At 29.2% G+C, this 19,059-nt stretch carries 18 protein-coding genes; 4 read left to right on the top strand and 14 right to left on the bottom strand.

The window, feature by feature from the left end:
* Window positions 1-5 precede the first annotated feature (5 nt).
* From JMO20_RS09240 to JMO20_RS09200, 9 genes are all read right to left on the bottom strand, one after another.
* A complete protein-coding gene (locus JMO20_RS09240) occupies window positions 6-767 on the bottom strand; it encodes a hypothetical protein (protein WP_202709300.1) in 762 nt (253 codons plus the stop codon).
* A gap of 63 nt (window positions 768-830) precedes the next feature.
* The gene (locus JMO20_RS09235) at window positions 831-1,181 is read right to left on the bottom strand and encodes a hypothetical protein (protein WP_202709299.1); all 351 of its coding nucleotides are present in this window, start codon (window positions 1,179-1,181) and stop codon (window positions 831-833) included.
* Between the two features lie 30 nt (window positions 1,182-1,211).
* Window positions 1,212-1,595, bottom strand: coding sequence for a hypothetical protein (locus JMO20_RS09230; RefSeq protein WP_202709298.1), 384 nt, complete (start codon window positions 1,593-1,595; stop codon window positions 1,212-1,214).
* Between the two features lie 61 nt (window positions 1,596-1,656).
* Window positions 1,657-2,841, bottom strand: coding sequence for a hypothetical protein (locus JMO20_RS09225; RefSeq protein WP_202709297.1), 1,185 nt, complete (start codon window positions 2,839-2,841; stop codon window positions 1,657-1,659).
* Between the two features lie 27 nt (window positions 2,842-2,868).
* Complete coding sequence (locus JMO20_RS09220) at window positions 2,869-3,903, bottom strand: hypothetical protein (RefSeq protein WP_202709296.1); 1,035 nt, start codon at window positions 3,901-3,903, stop codon at window positions 2,869-2,871.
* Between the two features lie 13 nt (window positions 3,904-3,916).
* Window positions 3,917-5,587, bottom strand: a complete 1,671-nt coding sequence (locus JMO20_RS09215) for an ATPase, T2SS/T4P/T4SS family (RefSeq protein ID WP_202709295.1) — start codon at window positions 5,585-5,587, stop codon at window positions 3,917-3,919.
* Window positions 5,580-6,434: a CpaE/TadZ family protein gene (locus tag JMO20_RS09210; RefSeq protein WP_202709294.1), complete on the bottom strand. Its 855-nt coding sequence runs from the start codon at window positions 6,432-6,434 to the stop codon at window positions 5,580-5,582. The genes JMO20_RS09215 and JMO20_RS09210 overlap by 8 nt, the downstream gene beginning before the upstream one ends.
* Before the next feature lie 15 nt (window positions 6,435-6,449).
* Entirely contained in the window at window positions 6,450-7,253 is an 804-nt protein-coding gene (locus tag JMO20_RS09205; protein ID WP_202709293.1) for a CpaB family protein, read from the bottom strand.
* Window positions 7,254-7,274: 21 nt separating this feature from the next.
* Window positions 7,275-8,849 carry a nucleotide-binding protein gene (locus JMO20_RS09200; RefSeq protein ID WP_202709292.1) on the bottom strand — a complete coding sequence of 525 codons (1,575 nt, stop codon included), beginning with the start codon at window positions 8,847-8,849 and terminating at the stop codon, window positions 7,275-7,277.
* A gap of 381 nt (window positions 8,850-9,230) precedes the next feature.
* On the opposite strand from JMO20_RS09200, the gene JMO20_RS09195 reads away from it, so the two are divergent.
* Window positions 9,231-9,683 carry a C40 family peptidase gene (locus tag JMO20_RS09195; protein ID WP_341534016.1) on the top strand — a complete coding sequence of 151 codons (453 nt, stop codon included), beginning with the start codon at window positions 9,231-9,233 and terminating at the stop codon, window positions 9,681-9,683.
* A 639-nt stretch (window positions 9,684-10,322) separates the two neighbouring features.
* Here JMO20_RS09195 and JMO20_RS09190 read toward each other — a convergent pair.
* Entirely contained in the window at window positions 10,323-11,552 is a 1,230-nt protein-coding gene (locus JMO20_RS09190) for an FprA family A-type flavoprotein (RefSeq protein ID WP_202709291.1), read from the bottom strand.
* A 353-nt stretch (window positions 11,553-11,905) separates the two neighbouring features.
* Between JMO20_RS09190 and JMO20_RS09185 the strand changes: the two genes are divergently transcribed.
* Window positions 11,906-12,736 carry a YiiX/YebB-like N1pC/P60 family cysteine hydrolase gene (locus JMO20_RS09185; RefSeq protein WP_202709290.1) on the top strand — a complete coding sequence of 277 codons (831 nt, stop codon included), beginning with the start codon at window positions 11,906-11,908 and terminating at the stop codon, window positions 12,734-12,736.
* A gap of 122 nt (window positions 12,737-12,858) precedes the next feature.
* Complete coding sequence (locus JMO20_RS09180; protein WP_202709289.1) at window positions 12,859-13,053, top strand: hypothetical protein; 195 nt, start codon at window positions 12,859-12,861, stop codon at window positions 13,051-13,053.
* Window positions 13,054-13,333: 280 nt separating this feature from the next.
* On the opposite strand, the gene JMO20_RS09175 is transcribed toward JMO20_RS09180, so the two are convergent.
* The 3 genes from JMO20_RS09175 to JMO20_RS09165 all read right to left on the bottom strand — a co-directional run bounded on the left by JMO20_RS09175 (window position 13,334) and on the right by JMO20_RS09165 (window position 17,010).
* On the bottom strand, window positions 13,334-15,337 hold the full coding sequence (locus tag JMO20_RS09175) for a phospholipase D-like domain-containing protein (RefSeq protein ID WP_202709288.1): 2,004 nt from the start codon (window positions 15,335-15,337) through the stop codon (window positions 13,334-13,336).
* Between the two features lie 219 nt (window positions 15,338-15,556).
* Window positions 15,557-16,399, bottom strand: a complete 843-nt coding sequence (locus JMO20_RS09170) for a GNAT family N-acetyltransferase (protein ID WP_202709287.1) — start codon at window positions 16,397-16,399, stop codon at window positions 15,557-15,559.
* Window positions 16,400-16,401: 2 nt separating this feature from the next.
* Entirely contained in the window at window positions 16,402-17,010 is a 609-nt protein-coding gene (locus tag JMO20_RS09165) for a TetR/AcrR family transcriptional regulator (RefSeq protein WP_202709286.1), read from the bottom strand.
* Window positions 17,011-17,186: 176 nt separating this feature from the next.
* Here JMO20_RS09165 and JMO20_RS09160 point away from each other — a divergent pair, with 176 nt between their 5' ends.
* On the top strand, window positions 17,187-17,546 hold the full coding sequence (locus tag JMO20_RS09160) for an ArsR/SmtB family transcription factor (RefSeq protein WP_202709285.1): 360 nt from the start codon (window positions 17,187-17,189) through the stop codon (window positions 17,544-17,546).
* 81 nt (window positions 17,547-17,627) lie between these two features.
* Here the strand turns inward: JMO20_RS09160 and JMO20_RS09155 are convergent, their stop codons facing one another.
* On the bottom strand, window positions 17,628-18,998 hold the full coding sequence (locus JMO20_RS09155; RefSeq protein WP_202709284.1) for a peptidoglycan DD-metalloendopeptidase family protein: 1,371 nt from the start codon (window positions 18,996-18,998) through the stop codon (window positions 17,628-17,630).
* Between the last annotated feature and the right edge of the window lie 61 nt (window positions 18,999-19,059).

Here is a 19,059-nt window from a genome sequence, read left to right as displayed (position 1 = left end):
CACCTCTATTGTTGAATATACTTGACTAACTCTATGAGCCCATTTGAATCATACTCTATTTTTCTCATAAAATCCCCGTTATCAAAAATATAATTAATTCCTGGATATTCTTCGTCTAAACTATCTCCATATTTTAAATTAGTTGTTATGATTTCTTTATGAGAGCTATCACCATAGTATTTTCCGTTAGAGTTCATCTTAGTAGATACTAAGATTGCAATACTACTATTAGATCTTTTGTTCGATATATCTGCTATAACATCATATCCCTTAACAATATCCTTTGCATTTTTAGTTATTACAGCACTTTTGACTGATCTAATTCTGTTATCTATGGCGTTTTTAGGACTCTTGCTTAAAAATGAAAGATTTACGAGTCTCCCAAACCATGTTAATTTCTTATCCTCTAGATAAATAGTTATTTTATCACCTTTTCTTAGATATTTATCCAATATCTCTGCCTTATTAAAATAAGTATCATAAATTCCAGGTTTTACTTGCTTATCTAATCTTAAAGCTATCTTGTAGTCACCGTGCTTATTAATCTTTTCCTTTAACCCATCATATGTACTAGATTTAAAAATTCCACTATCTGATATATCGTAAATGGTATAGAAATTTATTTGATTTATATCATTCTTTATACTTATATGTATAAAAAAGCTATATACATGGAGTAAAATAATAGTAGCAATCAGCAGTCCTATAATAGTAAAAATCATTTTACCTGGCATAACGTCATCCCCTATATTTGCTAAATTGTTCATTAATAAAATGAAACCCCTTGCACCTGTACAAGAGGACTCATATTTCTATTTAACTAATATTAATTATTCTGTACTTAAATCAACTTGGTGAAAAATTATGAACTGTACTTCTCCATTTTCATCATAATGTATACTTTTATCAAAAACAGCTCTCTCTAGTACATCACTGCTAGACATTTCATCTCCATCAGTATCATATATAGTAATTCTTGATGAGCCATAATGATTATAATCACTCATAACAATATTACCTGTGACATAGCTAGAGTTTTTAGCTATTAGATTTACTTTATTCATTTCTATTTTTCCTTGATCTCCTGCATCTCTAATTCCTGCAGTCTGCTCATTTATTGGACCAGCAATAAGTCCTAAAGTAATAACTAATAAAATCAATACCGCTAAAACTGTTTTCATATTGCTTCCTCCTTAAATAGTATTAAATTTTTAATTTTTTGTATAAATAGCTTTTAAAAGTTTTTGTTCATCATATTCATAACTTGAATTGAAAATCATGTCATAGGGTATAGTAAAATCTGTTGCATTATAACTATTGTTTGTGTATATCTCAGTTTCTTCTCCCATGATTATTTTAACTGTAACTGTATCATCATCACTAAAATACCTAATTACTCCTATAACATCACTCCCGACAACACTATCTTTTTCAAGTGGCAATAGGACATTGGATTTTATCTTCTGTCCCTCATACTCCTTTTCTGCAACTGTGCCTATAACATCCATAGAGCTTCTAAAGAGTGGAATTATATCACTAGACAGAAACCCAAGAATTATAATCGAAATTATTATTAGAAAAACTACTTCCTTCATGATATCCCTTCTTCACCTATAATAGTTACTATTAATTTCAAAACCTTCCATACACTCCCTTCTAATAAAAGGATGTGATATCGTATGACTGTAACCATGGAAGTAATAAATAGTTTACAAGTAAATAAATAATGATGAACGCTCCTGATACTCCAAATGAGTGAATCGCCTCTACCCTTGTGTCAATTTTAATATTCCTCTCTTCCTTTTCTAATTCTTCCTCTTCTTCGATATTCTTTATAGCATACTCAAAATTACTATTATTGGCTTGTTCTAATTTTTCAAAAAATAATCTAGCATTATCATCTTTAAGTGCTGACAAAACTTTTCTATATGCAACTTCATTTTCAACTGTATTCTTGTTATTTGCTTCTTCTATTTCTTGAAGTAATCTTTTATAGTATTTGGATTTATCAATTAGCAAAGATAATAATTCATTGAATTTAACATTATTGAAATTCCCATTTAGTATAATTAATTTTCTTAGAAACCTTAGCTCTGTTTTTGCACTAGCTTTAGCAAATATATTGTATATAACCATTGAAATATCATATAGAAAAAATATGATTACTGCTGCTAGAAAATATAGCTTGTACCTTGGTTTTCTAATACTATAGTAATCTTGTAACCTATAATATATTTTGTTGGCTACTGTATAGCTTGGTAACTCTAAATCTAAATTTGTACTTATAATAAAGTCTCTAATCCTTTCCAATGATTCCTCCACCTTATCTTCGTTCATTAATTCCTCATAAGTGAACATATTTGCTACCTTATCCATTAAATATATTTCTTCTTCTAATGCCTTATCCTTATCAACACCTCTATCATCTTGCTCATATATTACGTCTACTTTGTAATCATAGCTTTTTATAATTTCCCTTGTGTATATTGATATATTAGTATATCTAATTAAAAATATAAGAAATATACAGAAAATAATTGTAATAGTCTTTATGGCAAAATAATCTTCTATCTTGAATTTCGTAAATCCCAAAAGCTTCTTATAAAGCTTGTATACTTTCCAGCTTTGGGGAGGCGTAGTATATTTTCCAATAAAGTCCATTGTTTTTCGAATTTTTGTCTTTACTTTGCCTATCATCCCATTTTTTTTATTAACTTCTCTAATTTCTTCTACCGTTTTTACTCTGTACATACTCTTAACAGATGTAAAATATTGTATTATAAAAACAACAACTAAAAACAGTGGCAATATAAACAAATACTCACTAATTTGAAAAGTCATAATAAATAGCTCCTTTATTATTATTCATTATGCTGTTCTTTTAAGAAGCAATAAACATAATATATATATAAACATTGATATATAAACTGCTATCTTTATTGCTATTCCCAATGGGTCGTTATAGAATTCCATAGACTGAGGCCCTAATGTTTGTATATTGAATGCTTCTACTTTAGTAATTCCATAGGGAATTAAGAAAGCCATTAATATATACCATATATTAGCCATAGATAATTTCTTCTGAACTTGGAGCTCAAAAAGAATGTTTGATGTTGTATTGGAAAATATTTTTTGAAGAGCTTTATTACCAGGTTTATAGTATGCATGCTTTATAAGATTAAGTAAGATTGTAAAATATTCATTTTCATAGATTTTATCTATCATTTCAAATTCTTGATTAATTATATCGTCATCATTCTTTACAAGCACATCTAATATACGAGTTAATTCCCTAGCAATTGCTTTATCTAAATCCTCTAACGATATATTAATAGCTTCCAAGATATCTCCTTTTCTCCCAAATCTACTATTGAGTAATTTAAAGGTCCTTGGCAGTTGCTTAGTAAAATTAAATCTAATTATTGTATTTACAATATAAAATACCAAGCTTAAAAAAATTATTATAAAAATTAAAAAGAATAATGCCTGATACCAAAGTATATTAACTGTTGGAAGTAGCCATCCTACATTAACGGCTATAAACACTATTACTAAAATTAATGTAATAGAGCTATATTCTCTATTAGTTTCAAATGACCTATCATTAAATACGCAAATCTTTAGGGCTATTTTATCTATTAATATTTTCAAGAAACTATATTTTGACATCTTCTCAGTTATTTTCTTTGCCCATCTTATGCGATTTTTATTTATCAAATATCGTCTTCTTCGCATCTTATCACTGATTAGATTTCTTAATAAGATTATTAGTAAAGCTAAGGCTATTACGAGAGGTAGAACCCAATATATATCATCAATTAAAAACTTTAAGTATCTTATACTTTTATGAAAAATATTACACCATCCAAAATATATCCTTTCCAGTACATTCATTTTACTCACCTTTTTCTCCCATTTAATCTTTTACTCTCATGAAAGATTCCCTAAAATCATCAATTTCTTCTAGCGTTATATGCTGATGTCTTATTAGCTTATTAAAATACTTCTCGGAAGGTAACTCTCTAATTTCCCATATATCCTTTTCCATGTTATATCTAATTATTTCTTTGTATTTAAAGCTATGGGGATATAAATATTTTTTCAAAGATAATTGAGCCATATTTATTAAATTTCCTATTCTTGTACTCCGTTTTCCTTTCAATACTGGTTCTAAATAATATGAATCTTCTATATGTTCTATTTCTATAATGCTTTCAACAACAATTCTTCCATTCTTTAATTTAGATAAATGTATAATCAAATCTAGAGCCCTCGACACATCACTTTCAGCTGTTTTGCTCTCATCATACATTTTGGTTCTCATAAGCAAATTCACACAGTTAGCAACTGCTTCAAAGGGAGAATATAAATGCATTGTTCCACCTACTCCTGCATTAAGCCTAAGTGCCGCATTCATCATCTCTGCCATATGCTCAGATTTCACTATTTCTCCTACTATTGCAATATCTCTAGACATTTTTAGCATTTGTTGAAATAATTGATCTACAGTTCTATAAGGATTCTCTATCAAAGGCTTTATATTTTTATGGGAAAATTTTTCTTGGGCCTGTATCTCATCTTGGGCATCTAAAATCCCTATGCCCCACTCATTAGGAATTTTTTCAATCATTGCAGTTAAAAAAGTGGTTTTACCTACACCCATATCACTACCTGAAACTAAATGGGAACCTCGCCCTCGAGTATGTATTAATAATAAATCATATATTTTCTGATCTATAGTTTTATATTCATCCCTTAACTCTTCAAGGGTTATTGCTCCTAAATTAAATATCCTTTCATTGTAATACCAATATTTACTAGAAGGTACTGCTGAATACCCTGCTACAGTAATACGATTTGAATTTTGTAAAGTAGTAGTAACAGTTGGGTTGCTCTCATCATACTTACTACTGGCATTCCTTGTAGTTTTATATTGAATATTTCTTAAAATGCTGGTCTTATTGAATTTCAAAAAATCAATATAGATTTTTTCTCCCTTATAAATTATGTATATATAGTCCTTATCTCTAATCCCAACTTCATTAATAGAATGATAAGTTAAAGTGTCTATTAGGTTTTTACCATCATTTATTGTATACAGTATAATTGCTAAGATCTTTAATCTATCCTTAAAATCAGCATAACTCTCCTTAATCTTGTTTTCCTCACATAATATAATTTCTCTTAATTCTTCTTCAGTAAATCTAGTCTTAATATTGTATTTATTTATTATTTCTGACATATCATACATATCCAGAAGTATTTCCAGTAATATCCTAGAATCGTTATTGGATATCTCTTTAAAGTTGATAATTGTATCTAACTCTTCTTCTTCAACTTTCAAAACCTTTAACATCGCATTTAGATATTGGTTGATAACATATTTCCTTGCCATATTATTACCGATTGCCAATTTCTTTAAGTCCTGTAGCATTTTCACATCTTTTTTTGCCAATTCTCTCTCTTTAATTCCGAATAAGCTTTGATAAGTATCTATATCTTTAAATAAATCATCAATTTTTTCTTTGTATGTGTGTTCTAAAAAGTCATACAGGTCCTCATGCAATAAATTACTTAGGTTATTCATTTAAAATCCCCCTGCCCTTTGTAATGTTAAACATGCTAAAAAAAGCTTTTCTTTTATTGTCAGATTCTATTGGAATTTCAAAAGTATCATGTTTAGTACAGTTCGTCATAATATATTCAACTAATCTTCTTAATTGTAGTAAATACCCACCATTAATGGTTGACTTGTTTAACACATAATTAAGAATGCTATTATTATTACATTCATTTATAATCTCTGCATCGAAATCCAACTTAAATATTTTATTATCCTTAAACCCATTCTTTTTCAAATGATTATTTATTAGTTTCCTAGTAAACTTTATATTTTGATTCCTATAACTATCCATATATTTATTTACGACGAAGATTACTTTGTCTTTATATTTTCTATAGGCTTTATTATTTATAATTTCTTGCAATAAGCTTCGATCTTGATTTAGTATGATTACTATAATATCGCTTTCAGAAAAAAGATAATCATTCATTGTATCACTATCATAAGCTGTATCAATAATTGTAGTAGGATAGTATTTGCGTACAAGCCCTGCCAACAAACTAATATCGTTTTTGCATAGTCCCTGACTCTCATTTGAATCCATAATATCTATATTTTCACTAACATGCTTCGTACAAGAATCAAACTTAATTTTACTGTTTAACATATTTAAATCTAGCAAGCATTTAAATTCGTCTAATCCTTTAGTGACTTGACTATCGGATAGATAATATGAGATTCCCTTACAATATTTATTTGTATCAATAATTAAAGAAGGTTCCTCAATTAACCTAACTATCATAGCAGTAATATTAATCGCTGTAACAGTTTGTCCTAATCCCTTCTTAGGTGAAGCAATGCTTATTATCATATCAACACCTCAGTATTAATTTGATATCTTAAATTTATTAGCTTCTTTTGAGTATCTATTTATAATATTTGATTTATCACTATTATCTGTTAATTTTAACTGTTCCTTAGCTTTTTCAAAGTCAAATGTTTTCACAGATGTTGACTGACTTTCATCTAGATATATTCTCACATCTAGTTCTCCTAGCTTTTCGGCTGCTACTAAATCTCTTATTCCTATTTCATCTACAGGTATAACTATCTGCACCTTATCATCTTCTTGAGTCTCAATATCAGCTTTCTTTTCTGAAAGCTTTTTTATCTTAACCTTTGGAAATACAACATCATAATCCCCATTTCCATAAATGACTAATACATCTATTATGTTTCCGCTTTCCAAAGTATCTGCAACAGTTGACCTAATTGTAAACTCTTTAAGTCTCTGAAATTCACCAAACCATTTCTCATCTTCTGAGAAGCTTTCTAACACAAGTTGTTCACCTGCTCTTAGTGGCTCTTTACAAATCTTCCCTAATATCATATTTAGGTCAGTGACAGCACCTTTAGGTACAAAATCATTAGGTACTTCTACTAGTTTCATTTGAGTGTCAATTATTTCTTTAGAAATCTCTGTATACTTGTCTATGTCTTTATTGCCTATCATCATTGCCACTGAAGTTTTAGGCATTGAATTAATATCAACTTCTTTCTTTACTTCCAACATTGTCTGAGTTGTCGAATTAGGAATTCTAATATTTTCATAAAAGTAAATTGTGGCTGATAAAATCATTAAGAAAAGTATAATTACAAAATATATTTTTTTATCTTTAATACTTGTCAATGGCTATCCCTCACTTTAATTTCATTTTACAAACTTAATTAATTTTTTGAAAAATCCTTTTTGATTATCTGTTCTTTTATAATAATACTCTGCAATCTGTTTTATATCTTCCCTTATATTATTATTAGATATTGAAATGGCAGGTTTTCTTAAAGCTAATCCATTAATAATGGATTTTCTATCATCGGCTATTTGAAATACATTATTAACATTTATCTGCTGTGGATTCTCTTTAAAACTATTAAAGAAATGCTTTCTTATACTCTTACTATCTAAATACTTAACCCCTTGAACAAATCTATTAATGACTAATTCAATAGAATCTAATTCGTCCTTATAGTTAGATATATAATCAAGAGTTCTATATAAAGAGTTCATATTTTGAGAAGATATAAAAAGTATATTGTCGGAGAAATTTAATAATGTAGATATGGTTTCTTGCTTTAGTTTATCGGATAAATCTATAATAACTATGTCAGAACTTTTTTTGGAACTGTTAATTAGGTTCATAAGCTTTTCCTGAGACAATTCTACATTTCTATCCTTATGCTCTGAAAAGACTGTCAAATATTCATTTAATACTTGTCCAAGATCCATACACTCTTTACTTGTATTTAATTTACTTAAACAATCCACGTACTCCTTATCAAAATGATAGTATACATCTTTTTTTTCAGTATCTGTATCAATTAATGTTGTCCTAACTTTATTCTCACTTAGTAAGTATGCTAAATTAGAAGCTATAGTAGTTTTTCCTACACTCTCAAACCCGAATACAGAAATTACTTTTTTATAATCCTTAGGCAAATTATAAACATGCTTTATTACCTCTTTTTTTATAATCCTTTGTTTCGTAATAATTCTAGTTTTATTTTCCTCTAATTTATCTGATTTTATATCTATATGATTTTCTTCAGCTTTTTCTAGCTTATTTCTAAATATTTCATATCTTTTATTCCCATGAAGTTTGTTTTTTAATTCTTTAGGAAGTCTAGCTATTATATTAATATTTTTCGATTCATCATAATTTTTAGATATCAAATTATATCTACTAGATAAATCTTTATAGTCTTTGGATGAATAAAGATATTCAATGATAGAACTCATATCTTTATAGTCAACTGATTCCATAGACTCATGTTCCGATGTATTATGTAATTTCTTTTCATCTAAGCCTAGATATGATTTACTAACCTCTGGTTTAGTATAATTAAGAATTAATTTGCCAATCATTTCACCACTTATATCTTGCTGAAATACAGTGTTATATATCTTGCTATCATATAGTTTTTGTAAATATTTGATATTATCTTTATGATGGTCAGAAATAATAAATATCAACCTTACATTGGAAATCTCTTGTTTTATCTCTTTAATAAATCTTAAGTCAATGGGTGATGAGTCATTTAAATGTTCCTGTATAATAACTGCAGTAAAAGCTTTATCTTGCTTCAAAGTATTTATAGTACCATATTTATCAAATCTTTCTACTATGTTTAATTCTATATTCCTTTTGCTAAAAAAGACTTGAAGAGATTTTACAAATTCTTCATTCTCATCATGCTTTTTTAACAAAAGAACTCTTATCTTTTTCACCAATCAACCACTCCTTACTTCTTAATTTGATTTAAACAATCAAAGGAGGTAAATGTCAACATATTTTTTCAAATTACTCCAAGAATATACATTTTTTTATGTTTTTTTCATATTATATAGTCCCTCTAAAATATATTTATACACTTTATTAATTTATTTCCTTCTTTTAGTAACACAATTTCAATTTCTTCATATCTTGTACTACCAAAAGAAGAACTCCAGAATCAACCTAAACTGTAAATTATTCTTTGCCTTCCAAATATTCGTTACTCTTAAGCTAACCCTATAAAGCTCTCAAGTTTATAAACTTGAGAGCTTTATAAATAAGTATCCTTTTTTTTTCTAAAGCATAACTATATATTAAGAGTTATATGACCAGTTATAAGTGGAGGTGTTACTATCAATCAGAATGATATTGAAAGAAAAATCAAAAGCTTAATTCCAAAGTTTGAAAAAGTAAAGTTCGTTCATAATGGTCGTTCTTTTGAGGAAGGAATAGATTGCTTAGGCTTTGTGATTCTTTTCTACAGAGAATTTGGTATTGAAATCCCCAATGATGATGGAGAATTTATTCCAGAAGATTGGTATAAAACTGATCCAGAAAGATATATCAGTGCCATAAAACAATTTAGTAATAAACAGGTTTCAATAAATGAACTACAACCTCTAGATTTAGCTTATTTTGCCATTAGTCGCAATATCATCACTCATACAGGTATAATGATAAGCCAAGATAGATTTGTTCACATGTCTCCTAAAAGTGGATTTCTAATTAGTAAATTAGAAAGACATTGGAAGAGAAGATTTAAAGGGGCCATAAGAGTTATACAATAACGAATAAAAGTCTGAATTCATATATGAATCCAGACTTTTTTCTCTTTTATCGCTATAAAACATTTATTCAATTATCCATTTTTTATTCGTTGCTTATAACTTAATTAATTATTAGCATCCGCCATAGTATGGATAGCAGAATAAAATAACTAGTAATAGGAAGAAAAATAGTAAACTACTATCTCCACCATAGCAACCTAAGATTCCACCTTTTCCATCTGCCATTAGATGAACCCCCTTTGCTTAAAGCTATTGATATCTTGGTTACTTCATTATATGAATAATCATAAATTATGTGTATATTTCTTAAAATTAAACTTCATTTTCCTTAATTATTTTGTTCTTATTCCCGTTAAAACATGTCCTTATTCACACTTTAAATCTCAATCACATATATTACAATAGGATAAATTATATCCTAGTATCCTATGAAATGGGGTGAAGGTATGGGTTACGGATACGGAGGTTTTGGTGAAAGTGGAAGTGAATTATTATTCTTCTTCTTGTTACTAGTAATACTTTTCTGCTATCCATATTTCGGAGGCTGCTAGTAACTGCATAAATTTGAGAAAAAGCATTTAAAGGAGGTCAAGAAACCTCCTTTAAATGCTTTTCTATTATCTCAACTATCCAATATAATTATCCTACTAGTAGATCTCCTACTGTATGAACTGATTTATATAGCATTTCTTTTCCTTGCTCATCTGGATTAAACTTTATTCTTATAGGGAATTGAACGTCATCCATTCCAGTTGATTTAATAATAAGTGATCTGTCTACAACATTTATATTACTCTCATTTAGATAGTCATTTATTACTTCTACTGCTTCTCCACTCCAACCATATGATCCAAAGGCTACACCTAACTTAGAGCTTAAATCCATATTCTTTAGCTCTTTTAACACATCTTCAATGCTTCCAACCATATCAGCATATCTAGTTGAACTACCAAAGAATATTGCATCTGCCTTTAATATGGCTTCTTTAATTTCATCAATATTTGTATTTTTATCTGCTTTAATTACTTTTGCAGGTATTCCCTTATCCTCAAGTCCTTCAAGAATATAATTAGCAATCTTTTTCGTATTATTAGTCATAGTTGAATATACAATCAATGCCTCTTTATCCTCTTTAGAAGGTTTACTCATTTCGTCATAGGTATCAATGAATTTGTCTACATTTTCTCTTAAAATATATCCATGTGAAGGTGCAATCATTTCAATATCCAATTTTCTAATCCTAGTAATCATATCTTGAACATAGGGTCTATGGGGATGCATGATGAGCTTATAGTATACATCAAAATCTTCCTTAATATCTTCTGCCGCTAAATCATTAAACAACTCTTTTGTTGCCACATGACTACTAAATATGTCGCATGGATATAAAACTTTATCTTCTTCACAATAGGTTATCATAGTCTCCTCGGTGTGAAGATATGGAGTTTCAAAGAATCTAAGGGTTTTTCCACCTATATCTAATCTATCTCCATCCTTTATAATTAAAAATTCTCTATCATGAAGCTTATACATTTCCTTTAATTCTTCAGCTCCTAATTCAGTTGTAACTATAATAGCATCCTTAGCCTTGCTTGCCAAAGCTGGAAGACCGCCTGAGTGATCAGGTTCAACATGATTTATAACAATATACTTTATGTCTTCTGGATCAATATGGTTCTTAACTGTTTCAACAAAGTCTCTTCCAAAGCTAATATCTACTGTATCTATTACTGTTGGCTTTTCAGTTTTCAATAGATAACTATTATATGTTGTTCCTTTTTCTAAAATTAATCTGTGGAAGGGTACCTTTCTATCATCAACATAACCTACCCAATAAGTATTTTCTGCCACTAACATTTCTTTTTTCATACTTAATTCCTCCCTAATTTTTTAATGATTTCAAAATCTCAATTATAAAACATTTCTTATACATTTATTTACAATACGTAACATTTTAATTTTGTATATGTTATTTTCTTTGTTACTTATATTATAGGATTAAATTGATACTAAAACTTTGACTCCGGTCAAATAAAATCAAAAAATATAAAACTCTTAATTAAACAATTTCCAGTTATAATATTAGGAAAAATATTTACTGTTAATTATTGACAATACAATATTCGAAATGATACGATTATATTAATATACAAGCTTGTTATATAGGTGATAGATTTATCACAAAAAATATTAATAAAGAGAATTATGAAAGGAGCTATCTTATGAAAAAATTTTATAGCAAATTTTTGTCTATAACAATTATTTTAATTATGCTTTTAAGCGTTAATTCCATGGGATTTGCTGAATCTCCTGATATCAATCTTAAAGCTGCATATAAAGAAATCACATACTATGCCGATACCAATGATATACCCCTTAACATGACTTTTGAAGATTTTATCAAAGACTATAAAGAGCAAGACTATTCAAATGCACAAGAATATTTAGATGTTTTTTATTCTTTACTTCAACCTCAATCAGAAATAGAAAGTAGTTCCTCTAGTAGTGGAGGAGGATCTTCATATTATTATAATATTGGTACATCATTACCATCTGATGTACACCCAGATTATAGTAAATATAATCTTAAAGATGTAATAAAAAAAGGTGATGTCATTTATGAAGATAATGGTGGATTCGGTATAACTGGACATATTGCAATTGTTGAGGGCTTTCATTATAATTCAGAGCAAGATGTAACATATATTAGATTAATAGAAGCTATCAGTGATGGGGTTGTAAGAAGTCTTTTAGATGATACAAGGGTTGATGATAAAGATGTTACAATTCTTCGTGTAGATGATGCTACATCAACAAATATAACAGATGCTATATCCTTTTGCTCTGGAGAAGTTGGCTCATCTTACAGTCTAGATTTTGCAAAAGACACTAGCTCAAGTGAAACAGACTGGTATTGTTCAGAGCTAGTATGGGCATCTTACAAAAATCAAGATATTGATATCGAAAAATCAGGATTTTCAGAGCCAGGCATAACACCTCATGATATTATGAACAGCTCGGAAGTATCTGAAATTGATTTTAGTGAGCAATAGATAGACAATTTATTTGTAGTGATTCTGTAATATAAATGAATTAGGTATTGTATATATTATATATACAATACCTAATTCACATTACTTTTTGTCTATTAATGTATAAAGTGAGAGGGAGAGATATGAATTTATCAAAAGTATTGTTTACAATTAGTGTTTCCATGTTCATCTTTGCAGTTCTTTTTTTTGTGTATGCATTAAATCATCCAGAAGGATTCATTAATATTCCTATAATAGGTGCTAAAGGTCTATACCTTATATATATTTTAGTAATGATAGTACTTTTTGTTGCATCAAAACTGGTGAAGAAGCAATAATTTAGAAGCTTATATTTTTTTTATTGCAAAGCGAAACGAAGCTATACTACTATAGCTTCGTTTCAATGTAAGAGTGGAATTTATTACTTATATCCGTAAGGCATGAATAGTATAACTAGTAACAAGAAGAAAAATAATAATTCGCTACCTCCATCGAATAATCCAGCTAATAATCCTTTACCGTCAGCCATTAAGAATCCTCCCTTCAACAAGTTACTTTGCCTTTAGCTATTATTATAATATGCCTTTTATTAAATTCTGTTACCATTTCCTTATTTTTTTACTGTGAAATCCATCCAGCTGCCTTCTTATATCTAGCATAGAATTCCTGTAAGAATTGATTGACTATTTTTCTATCATATATTATAAGCATATTTTCATCATTTACATAGTTACCGTTATTGCTCCAGTTCGTTGACCCCACAATTACTGTAGGATTACTATCCGTATCAGCATCTATTATCATAGTTTTAGCATGGAGTTTCCTTTCTTCGTTAGCTGGAAATACTGGAGCTGGATTTGCCCATCTGTTATTTTTATTTCCTTTACTATCCATAGATCCTTTTCTACCAGTCATATCAACAGATGCTGACCACCACTGGTCCCAATAACTTCCATCAAACAATCCCTTTACATCAAATCCAGTAAGTATGCCTTTAGAATCTTCATAAGACTGTTCCCATTTATATTTAACTTCATCCAATAATCTTTGATCTGACCAAGAAAAGATTTCAAAATATACACTATGGTCAGCTTCATTTTTTATAATTTCTGCCATTCTACCTAGAGCGTTATCACCAGGTGAAAAATACACCTCTACTTTCGATTCTCCGATAGATAGTTTATGTACTGTATTATCACTTTTCCTAGAATGTAAATTGGCAATCTCTGCATTAGGTATCAAATCATTACTACCCCACATCTCATTAAATTCTGTCTCATAAATTGTAGCAAGTTCATGGGATTTTATTTCAACTGAATGTTGTTGGTTGCCGCCCAAAATTCCATTTTTCATATTTTCTTCTGAACCATAAAGTCCTGTGATAGTAAAATTCCAGCTTCCTGTCCAAACCCATGTATCGTCAACAACTACAAACTTATTATGCATTTGGTCATTTGGAGCATAAAAGCTATTATTTTTCTTTTGTTCACCATAGGATAACAAATTACCTGATACAACATCATCATTTATCATCAATTTTACATTTTTAACATCATTAAAGCTTAAGGGAAGATTATATTGATCTCTTAAATTAGATTCTTTGACTGCAAAAATTGGAGAGTCACTAAAAATGGCTATATCATCAGTAGTCCCAACTCTTCCATCTTTACCTCTTAACATTTTTTCCAAATATATTCTCATAAGTGCATATCTCTCATCAAAGTTTGATTCATCTATTTCCTTGGCATCTGCAATAATCCTTATTTTTACCCCTTCTGATGCTTTATTAATTAATGCATCTACTACTCTAGGTAGATTTATTTCATAAGTTGCCATGTCAATAGAAACTTTTGCTTCACTAATTCTATGTATTAATCTTTCTTCCAAATTAACATTATAATTGGCCTCATTTCCTGAAATAGCATATTCAGTTAAGGCGGATTTATTAAAGTATACATTTATGGCTTCGGTACTATTGGATGCCCAACCTAATTCACCATTTTTAGAATTACCAAGACCTTTATTATCTTCTATATCTTTGTCTTCATTTAATCCGTCATTTGAAATAATATATCTTGAATTTCTTGGTGTACCATATCCTAAACTATACTTTTCAGTAGACGTTCCCCAATCATTAGCTACCGAATCACTACTATTGTGATTTCTAAGGTCCATGGTAGCCTTACTTTCATTATTACCTGCTATCCAACTATTAATAGTATCTATAGTTTTTCCTTTACGATCTTTAAGATAAAGTGATTCTCCAGAATTACTAAGAGCACCTGAATAAATCAAATCAGCTTTCAAATCTGGTATACAATCATCCTTAGATCTCTCTAATAAAAAATATCCTTTTGCTGGAATAATGCCTTTTAATTCTATTGTTGGTGTTCCATCTTTTGACTTTAGTGTCCACCCTGATAAATTTATATCATTATTGGAAGTGTTATATAGCTCAATCCACTCATCATTATAATCTTTTGTTGTTCCCATCCAAGCGATTTCACTTATAACTATTTCCCTAGAGCTTAAGGTATCCTTTTCTGTACTTAATCCTTTACATCCTGTAATAACTAAAATTAGTAACATTGCTAAAATTACTAGTCTGTTAAGTTTCTTCATATCAATAACTCCCTCCTGATTAATATTTGCGCATCTTTGTATTATAACATTTTTGACATAAATTTTGTTTTAATTTGTGTGCTAATTTTGTATATAATGTTTATATTTTAAAAAGAGATTCCTATTTTTCTTTATGCCATGATCATTTCTCAAAGATATAAATAAAGAATAGGTATTGCTGTACAGCAATACCTATTCTTCATATCTAAAATGCCTTTATCAAAGCACTCTAGTCATTTCATATTGACTTATTTTAATATTAAAATCTCTTTTTTCCAAGAACCCTTGGTACATCATGTTATTGGTTGACCAAGTTAGTATATTTTTTAGATTCATTTCTTTCACTGCCTTTTGTAAGAGAGATGTAGCTATACCCCTATTTCTATATCTTTTATTCACCCATATAAAATTGATAAAGCCATTCCCTTGAATATTCAATGCTGCTATCAACTCATTATTATCATAGACACCGTAGCTTTTTATATTATCTAGCTTTTCAATAATAAAGAATTCATTTTGCCAATTTATATGTAGGTCTGATAGTTCTTCTCGCTTCTCTTTTAATATATCAAATTCTATTTCCTTGATTTCAAACTGTGAACTATTTTTCTTCCAGCTATTCAAATCAGATGAAATATAATAATTTAAATCATAAACTTTTTTATACCCCTTTTTTTCATAAAATTTAATGGCCCTAATATTTTTATCTATAACTTCAAGGAATAACTGATCACAATTACTAATTTCAGCCTCGGATTTATGTAAGTCAAACAGCTTATGGGCTACTTCTGTCCCTCTATATTCTGGTATAACTGCTAATCCGCAGCATCTCATTGTTTTTAAATTATTATAATTTTGAATATCCCCTAAAATCAAACCTATAGGTTTCTCATCATCTAATGCAACAAAAGAGTTCTTCCTTTCACATTCAATACCTAAAAACCTCTTTATAAATTGTTCTTCAGTAAGCCGTATTTTAATAATATAGTCGGCATAGCCTTTATTAAATGCTTCGTATATTTTGCTATCACTAACTTCAGTACATCTCTTAAAATTTATCATATTTATTCCCCCAAGCTTATTTTATTTAAAATCATTTCAATATAGGTGCTTTTAATATCTTCAGATGGTTCTACTCCTAAAACACATCTAAAAAAAGCAATCCCATCTAAGGTAGAGATTATTATATAAACCATAGATTTAACATCTAAATCTCTTTTAAATTCTCCTTTCCTAATACCTTCATTTATAAGATTAATTAGGTCTCGCTCAAAGTCTAAATATCTTTCTTTTGCAATTTTCTTAAGATCTTTTTTTCTACTCATCACAATCCAAGATTCAAAGATGAATTTTCCTTGCCCTCTTTTATCCTTATCATCCATCTTGTTTAAAACTAGCCTCAAGTATTCCCTAAGTCTTTCATTATATGTTATATCTGTTGATAGTTCTTTTAAATACTTCCTTCTATATTCGGCAGATCTTTGGGATATACTAAGAAATATATCGTCTTTACTATTGTAGTAATTATATATTCCCCCTTTACTAACTCCAGAAGACTTAACTATATCATCCATACTAGAACCCTCATAGCCTTTTTCTACAAATACCTTTAAAGCATGATTTAGAATATGTTCTTTTCTTTGTCTTTTTTTCTCTTCACTTATTCTAGGCAAGTAACCACTCCTTTGGAATAAAACCGACTACTTAGTCTCTATTATATATTATTATTATAATATTTTCCATCTTTTTATTATTTAGTTTGACTTTAGTGCATAATCTTTATATAATCGTGGTATATATATGAATAAATATTCATATGATTTAAGTGATAAATTTAGGAGGTTTATCAATGAGTGATGAAAATTTAGTATGTAATTGTAAAGTAGTTCATAAAGAAATAGTAGATAAGGTTAAATCCGATTATCCGAGAGAAGAGTGTGTCCATAGTTTAACTAACCTATTCAAAGTTTTAGGTGATAATACTAGAGTAAGAATTATTTTTGCACTTTTTAATTCAGAAATGTGTGTCTGTGATATTGCTGAATTACTCGATATGACTCAATCTGCCATATCACATCAGCTAAGGGTTTTAAGAGGTGCACGAATTGTAAAGTATAGAAAGGAAGGTAAATCTGTTTTTTATTCTTTAGACGATGATCATATATATGATATATTGGCCAGAGGCCTCGAACATGTTTGCCATGAATAGACATAAAAAAAGTGATCAAGCTTTTCCTAAGGGAAATAAATTCCCTTAAATGGTATTTAAAAGCACGATCACTTTTTGATTTTATCTATTTATATAGCTTAAAGGATTGACGGGAGTTCCATTTTTCCTCACTTCAAAATGCACATGAGGTCCTGTGGATCTTCCAGTATTCCCTACTCTTGCTATTGCTTCACCTCGATATACTCTCTCGCCCTTCTTAACTAGAAATGCACTACAATGGGCATAGTATGTTTGATATCCATTTTCGTGATCTATAATAACAAGTTTTCCATATGTCCCCATAACACCTGCAAATACTACTTTTCCGCCATCTGCAGCAGTAATAGTAGTACCTATGGGATTTGCAATGTCTACACCTGTATGAGTACTTCCCCACCTACTTCCAAATGGTGAAGAAATTCTACCTAAACCTCTGGTAGGATCCCTAAATTCACCATAGGCTAAAGTCTTTGGTCTTGGAGTTGTCCCTACTAAAACAACGCTTGTTTTTGGTTCTTTAACAACCTTTTCATCAACAATCTTTCTTTCTTCTTCTATTCCATTAATCATAATAGCTTCTGCTTTAACCTCTTTTTCTCCATTTACACCTTGAACCTTAGTTTTCCTATCTCCTATATATAAGTTATCTTCATCCTCATATTCCACTTCAAAAGGTATAGCTTCTTCATATTCTAATCCTTCTACAATTTTCACGCTAATTAGTGGCTTTGGCACAGAAACATTGAGAGTCTGTCCAATTTGAAGCAATTCTAAATTAACACCTGGATTAGCCTTTCTTAAATCATCTAAGTAAATATGATACTTAACTGCCACATGAGTTGCCGTTTCACCCTTTTGAACTTTATACTTTTTTATTTCTTTTGTTCCTGTAGTTATTAAATTATAGGTTTCTTCTTCATCTATTATCGAATCAGGATCAACATATTTTTTTTGTATTTCAACATTCTCTACAAAACCAATTTCTTTTATATCTATATCACTTTCATCTTGAAGTTGTTCTACATATGTTTGCTTATGTTCATCCAATATTTTCTCGGCTATCTTTTCATCGGATACAATGGCTAAATCCTCATCATTTACAGTTATTGCATAAGCTTCCACTTCAACATCTATATTTTTTTCAATCTCACTCATAATTTCTGTGGAAGATTCAGTTTTTTCTCCAAATGCCATAACCTTATTAAAAGAGACATCTTGTGAGAACTCAACTTCCTTATTATATTGCTCCTTATATGATGCTTTCATAGAGCTCATAACCTGGTCTATGCTATCTTTATCCTTTGTCAATCCAATCACTTTATTATTAACCTTAACTTCATATGCTTGCGCATTTATGTATAAAGCTCCAAGAATAGTTATAATCATAATTATGGACAAAGTCCCTGCTAGCATTTTCTTTTTACTGAAATTCAAATAGTTCTTTTTCTTCATTCGTCCTCTCCCTTCATTTAGTATCATATAAAGGTGAAACTCTAACCTATATTATTTTAGC

The sequence above is a fragment of the Sporosalibacterium faouarense genome (assembly GCF_016765695.1).
GTDB classification, from domain to species: domain Bacteria; phylum Bacillota; class Clostridia; order Tissierellales; family VENL01; genus Sporosalibacterium; species Sporosalibacterium faouarense.
Note: the sequence above shows the minus strand (reverse complement) of the source record. Positions and strands in the feature narration are given on the sequence as shown.

Excerpts from the sequence above, each read along its gene's own strand:
- JMO20_RS09240 (WP_202709300.1), bottom strand. The coding sequence starts at position 767 with ATGAACAATTTAGCAAATATAGGGGATGACGTTATGCCAGGTAAAATG.
- JMO20_RS09235 (WP_202709299.1), bottom strand. The coding sequence starts at position 1,181 with ATGAAAACAGTTTTAGCGGTATTGATTTTATTAGTTATTACTTTAGGA.
- JMO20_RS09230 (WP_202709298.1), bottom strand. The coding sequence starts at position 1,595 with ATGAAGGAAGTAGTTTTTCTAATAATAATTTCGATTATAATTCTTGGG.
- JMO20_RS09225 (WP_202709297.1), bottom strand. The coding sequence starts at position 2,841 with ATGACTTTTCAAATTAGTGAGTATTTGTTTATATTGCCACTGTTTTTA.
- JMO20_RS09215 (WP_202709295.1), bottom strand. The coding sequence starts at position 5,587 with ATGAATAACCTAAGTAATTTATTGCATGAGGACCTGTATGACTTTTTA.
- JMO20_RS09210 (WP_202709294.1), bottom strand. The coding sequence starts at position 6,434 with ATGATAATAAGCATTGCTTCACCTAAGAAGGGATTAGGACAAACTGTT.
- JMO20_RS09190 (WP_202709291.1), bottom strand. The coding sequence starts at position 11,552 with ATGAAAAAAGAAATGTTAGTGGCAGAAAATACTTATTGGGTAGGTTAT.
- JMO20_RS09185 (WP_202709290.1), top strand. The coding sequence starts at position 11,906 with ATGAAAAAATTTTATAGCAAATTTTTGTCTATAACAATTATTTTAATT.
- JMO20_RS09180 (WP_202709289.1), top strand. The coding sequence starts at position 12,859 with ATGAATTTATCAAAAGTATTGTTTACAATTAGTGTTTCCATGTTCATC.
- JMO20_RS09175 (WP_202709288.1), bottom strand. The coding sequence starts at position 15,337 with ATGAAGAAACTTAACAGACTAGTAATTTTAGCAATGTTACTAATTTTA.
- JMO20_RS09170 (WP_202709287.1), bottom strand. The coding sequence starts at position 16,399 with ATGATAAATTTTAAGAGATGTACTGAAGTTAGTGATAGCAAAATATAC.
- JMO20_RS09160 (WP_202709285.1), top strand. The coding sequence starts at position 17,187 with ATGAGTGATGAAAATTTAGTATGTAATTGTAAAGTAGTTCATAAAGAA.
- JMO20_RS09155 (WP_202709284.1), bottom strand. The coding sequence starts at position 18,998 with ATGAAGAAAAAGAACTATTTGAATTTCAGTAAAAAGAAAATGCTAGCA.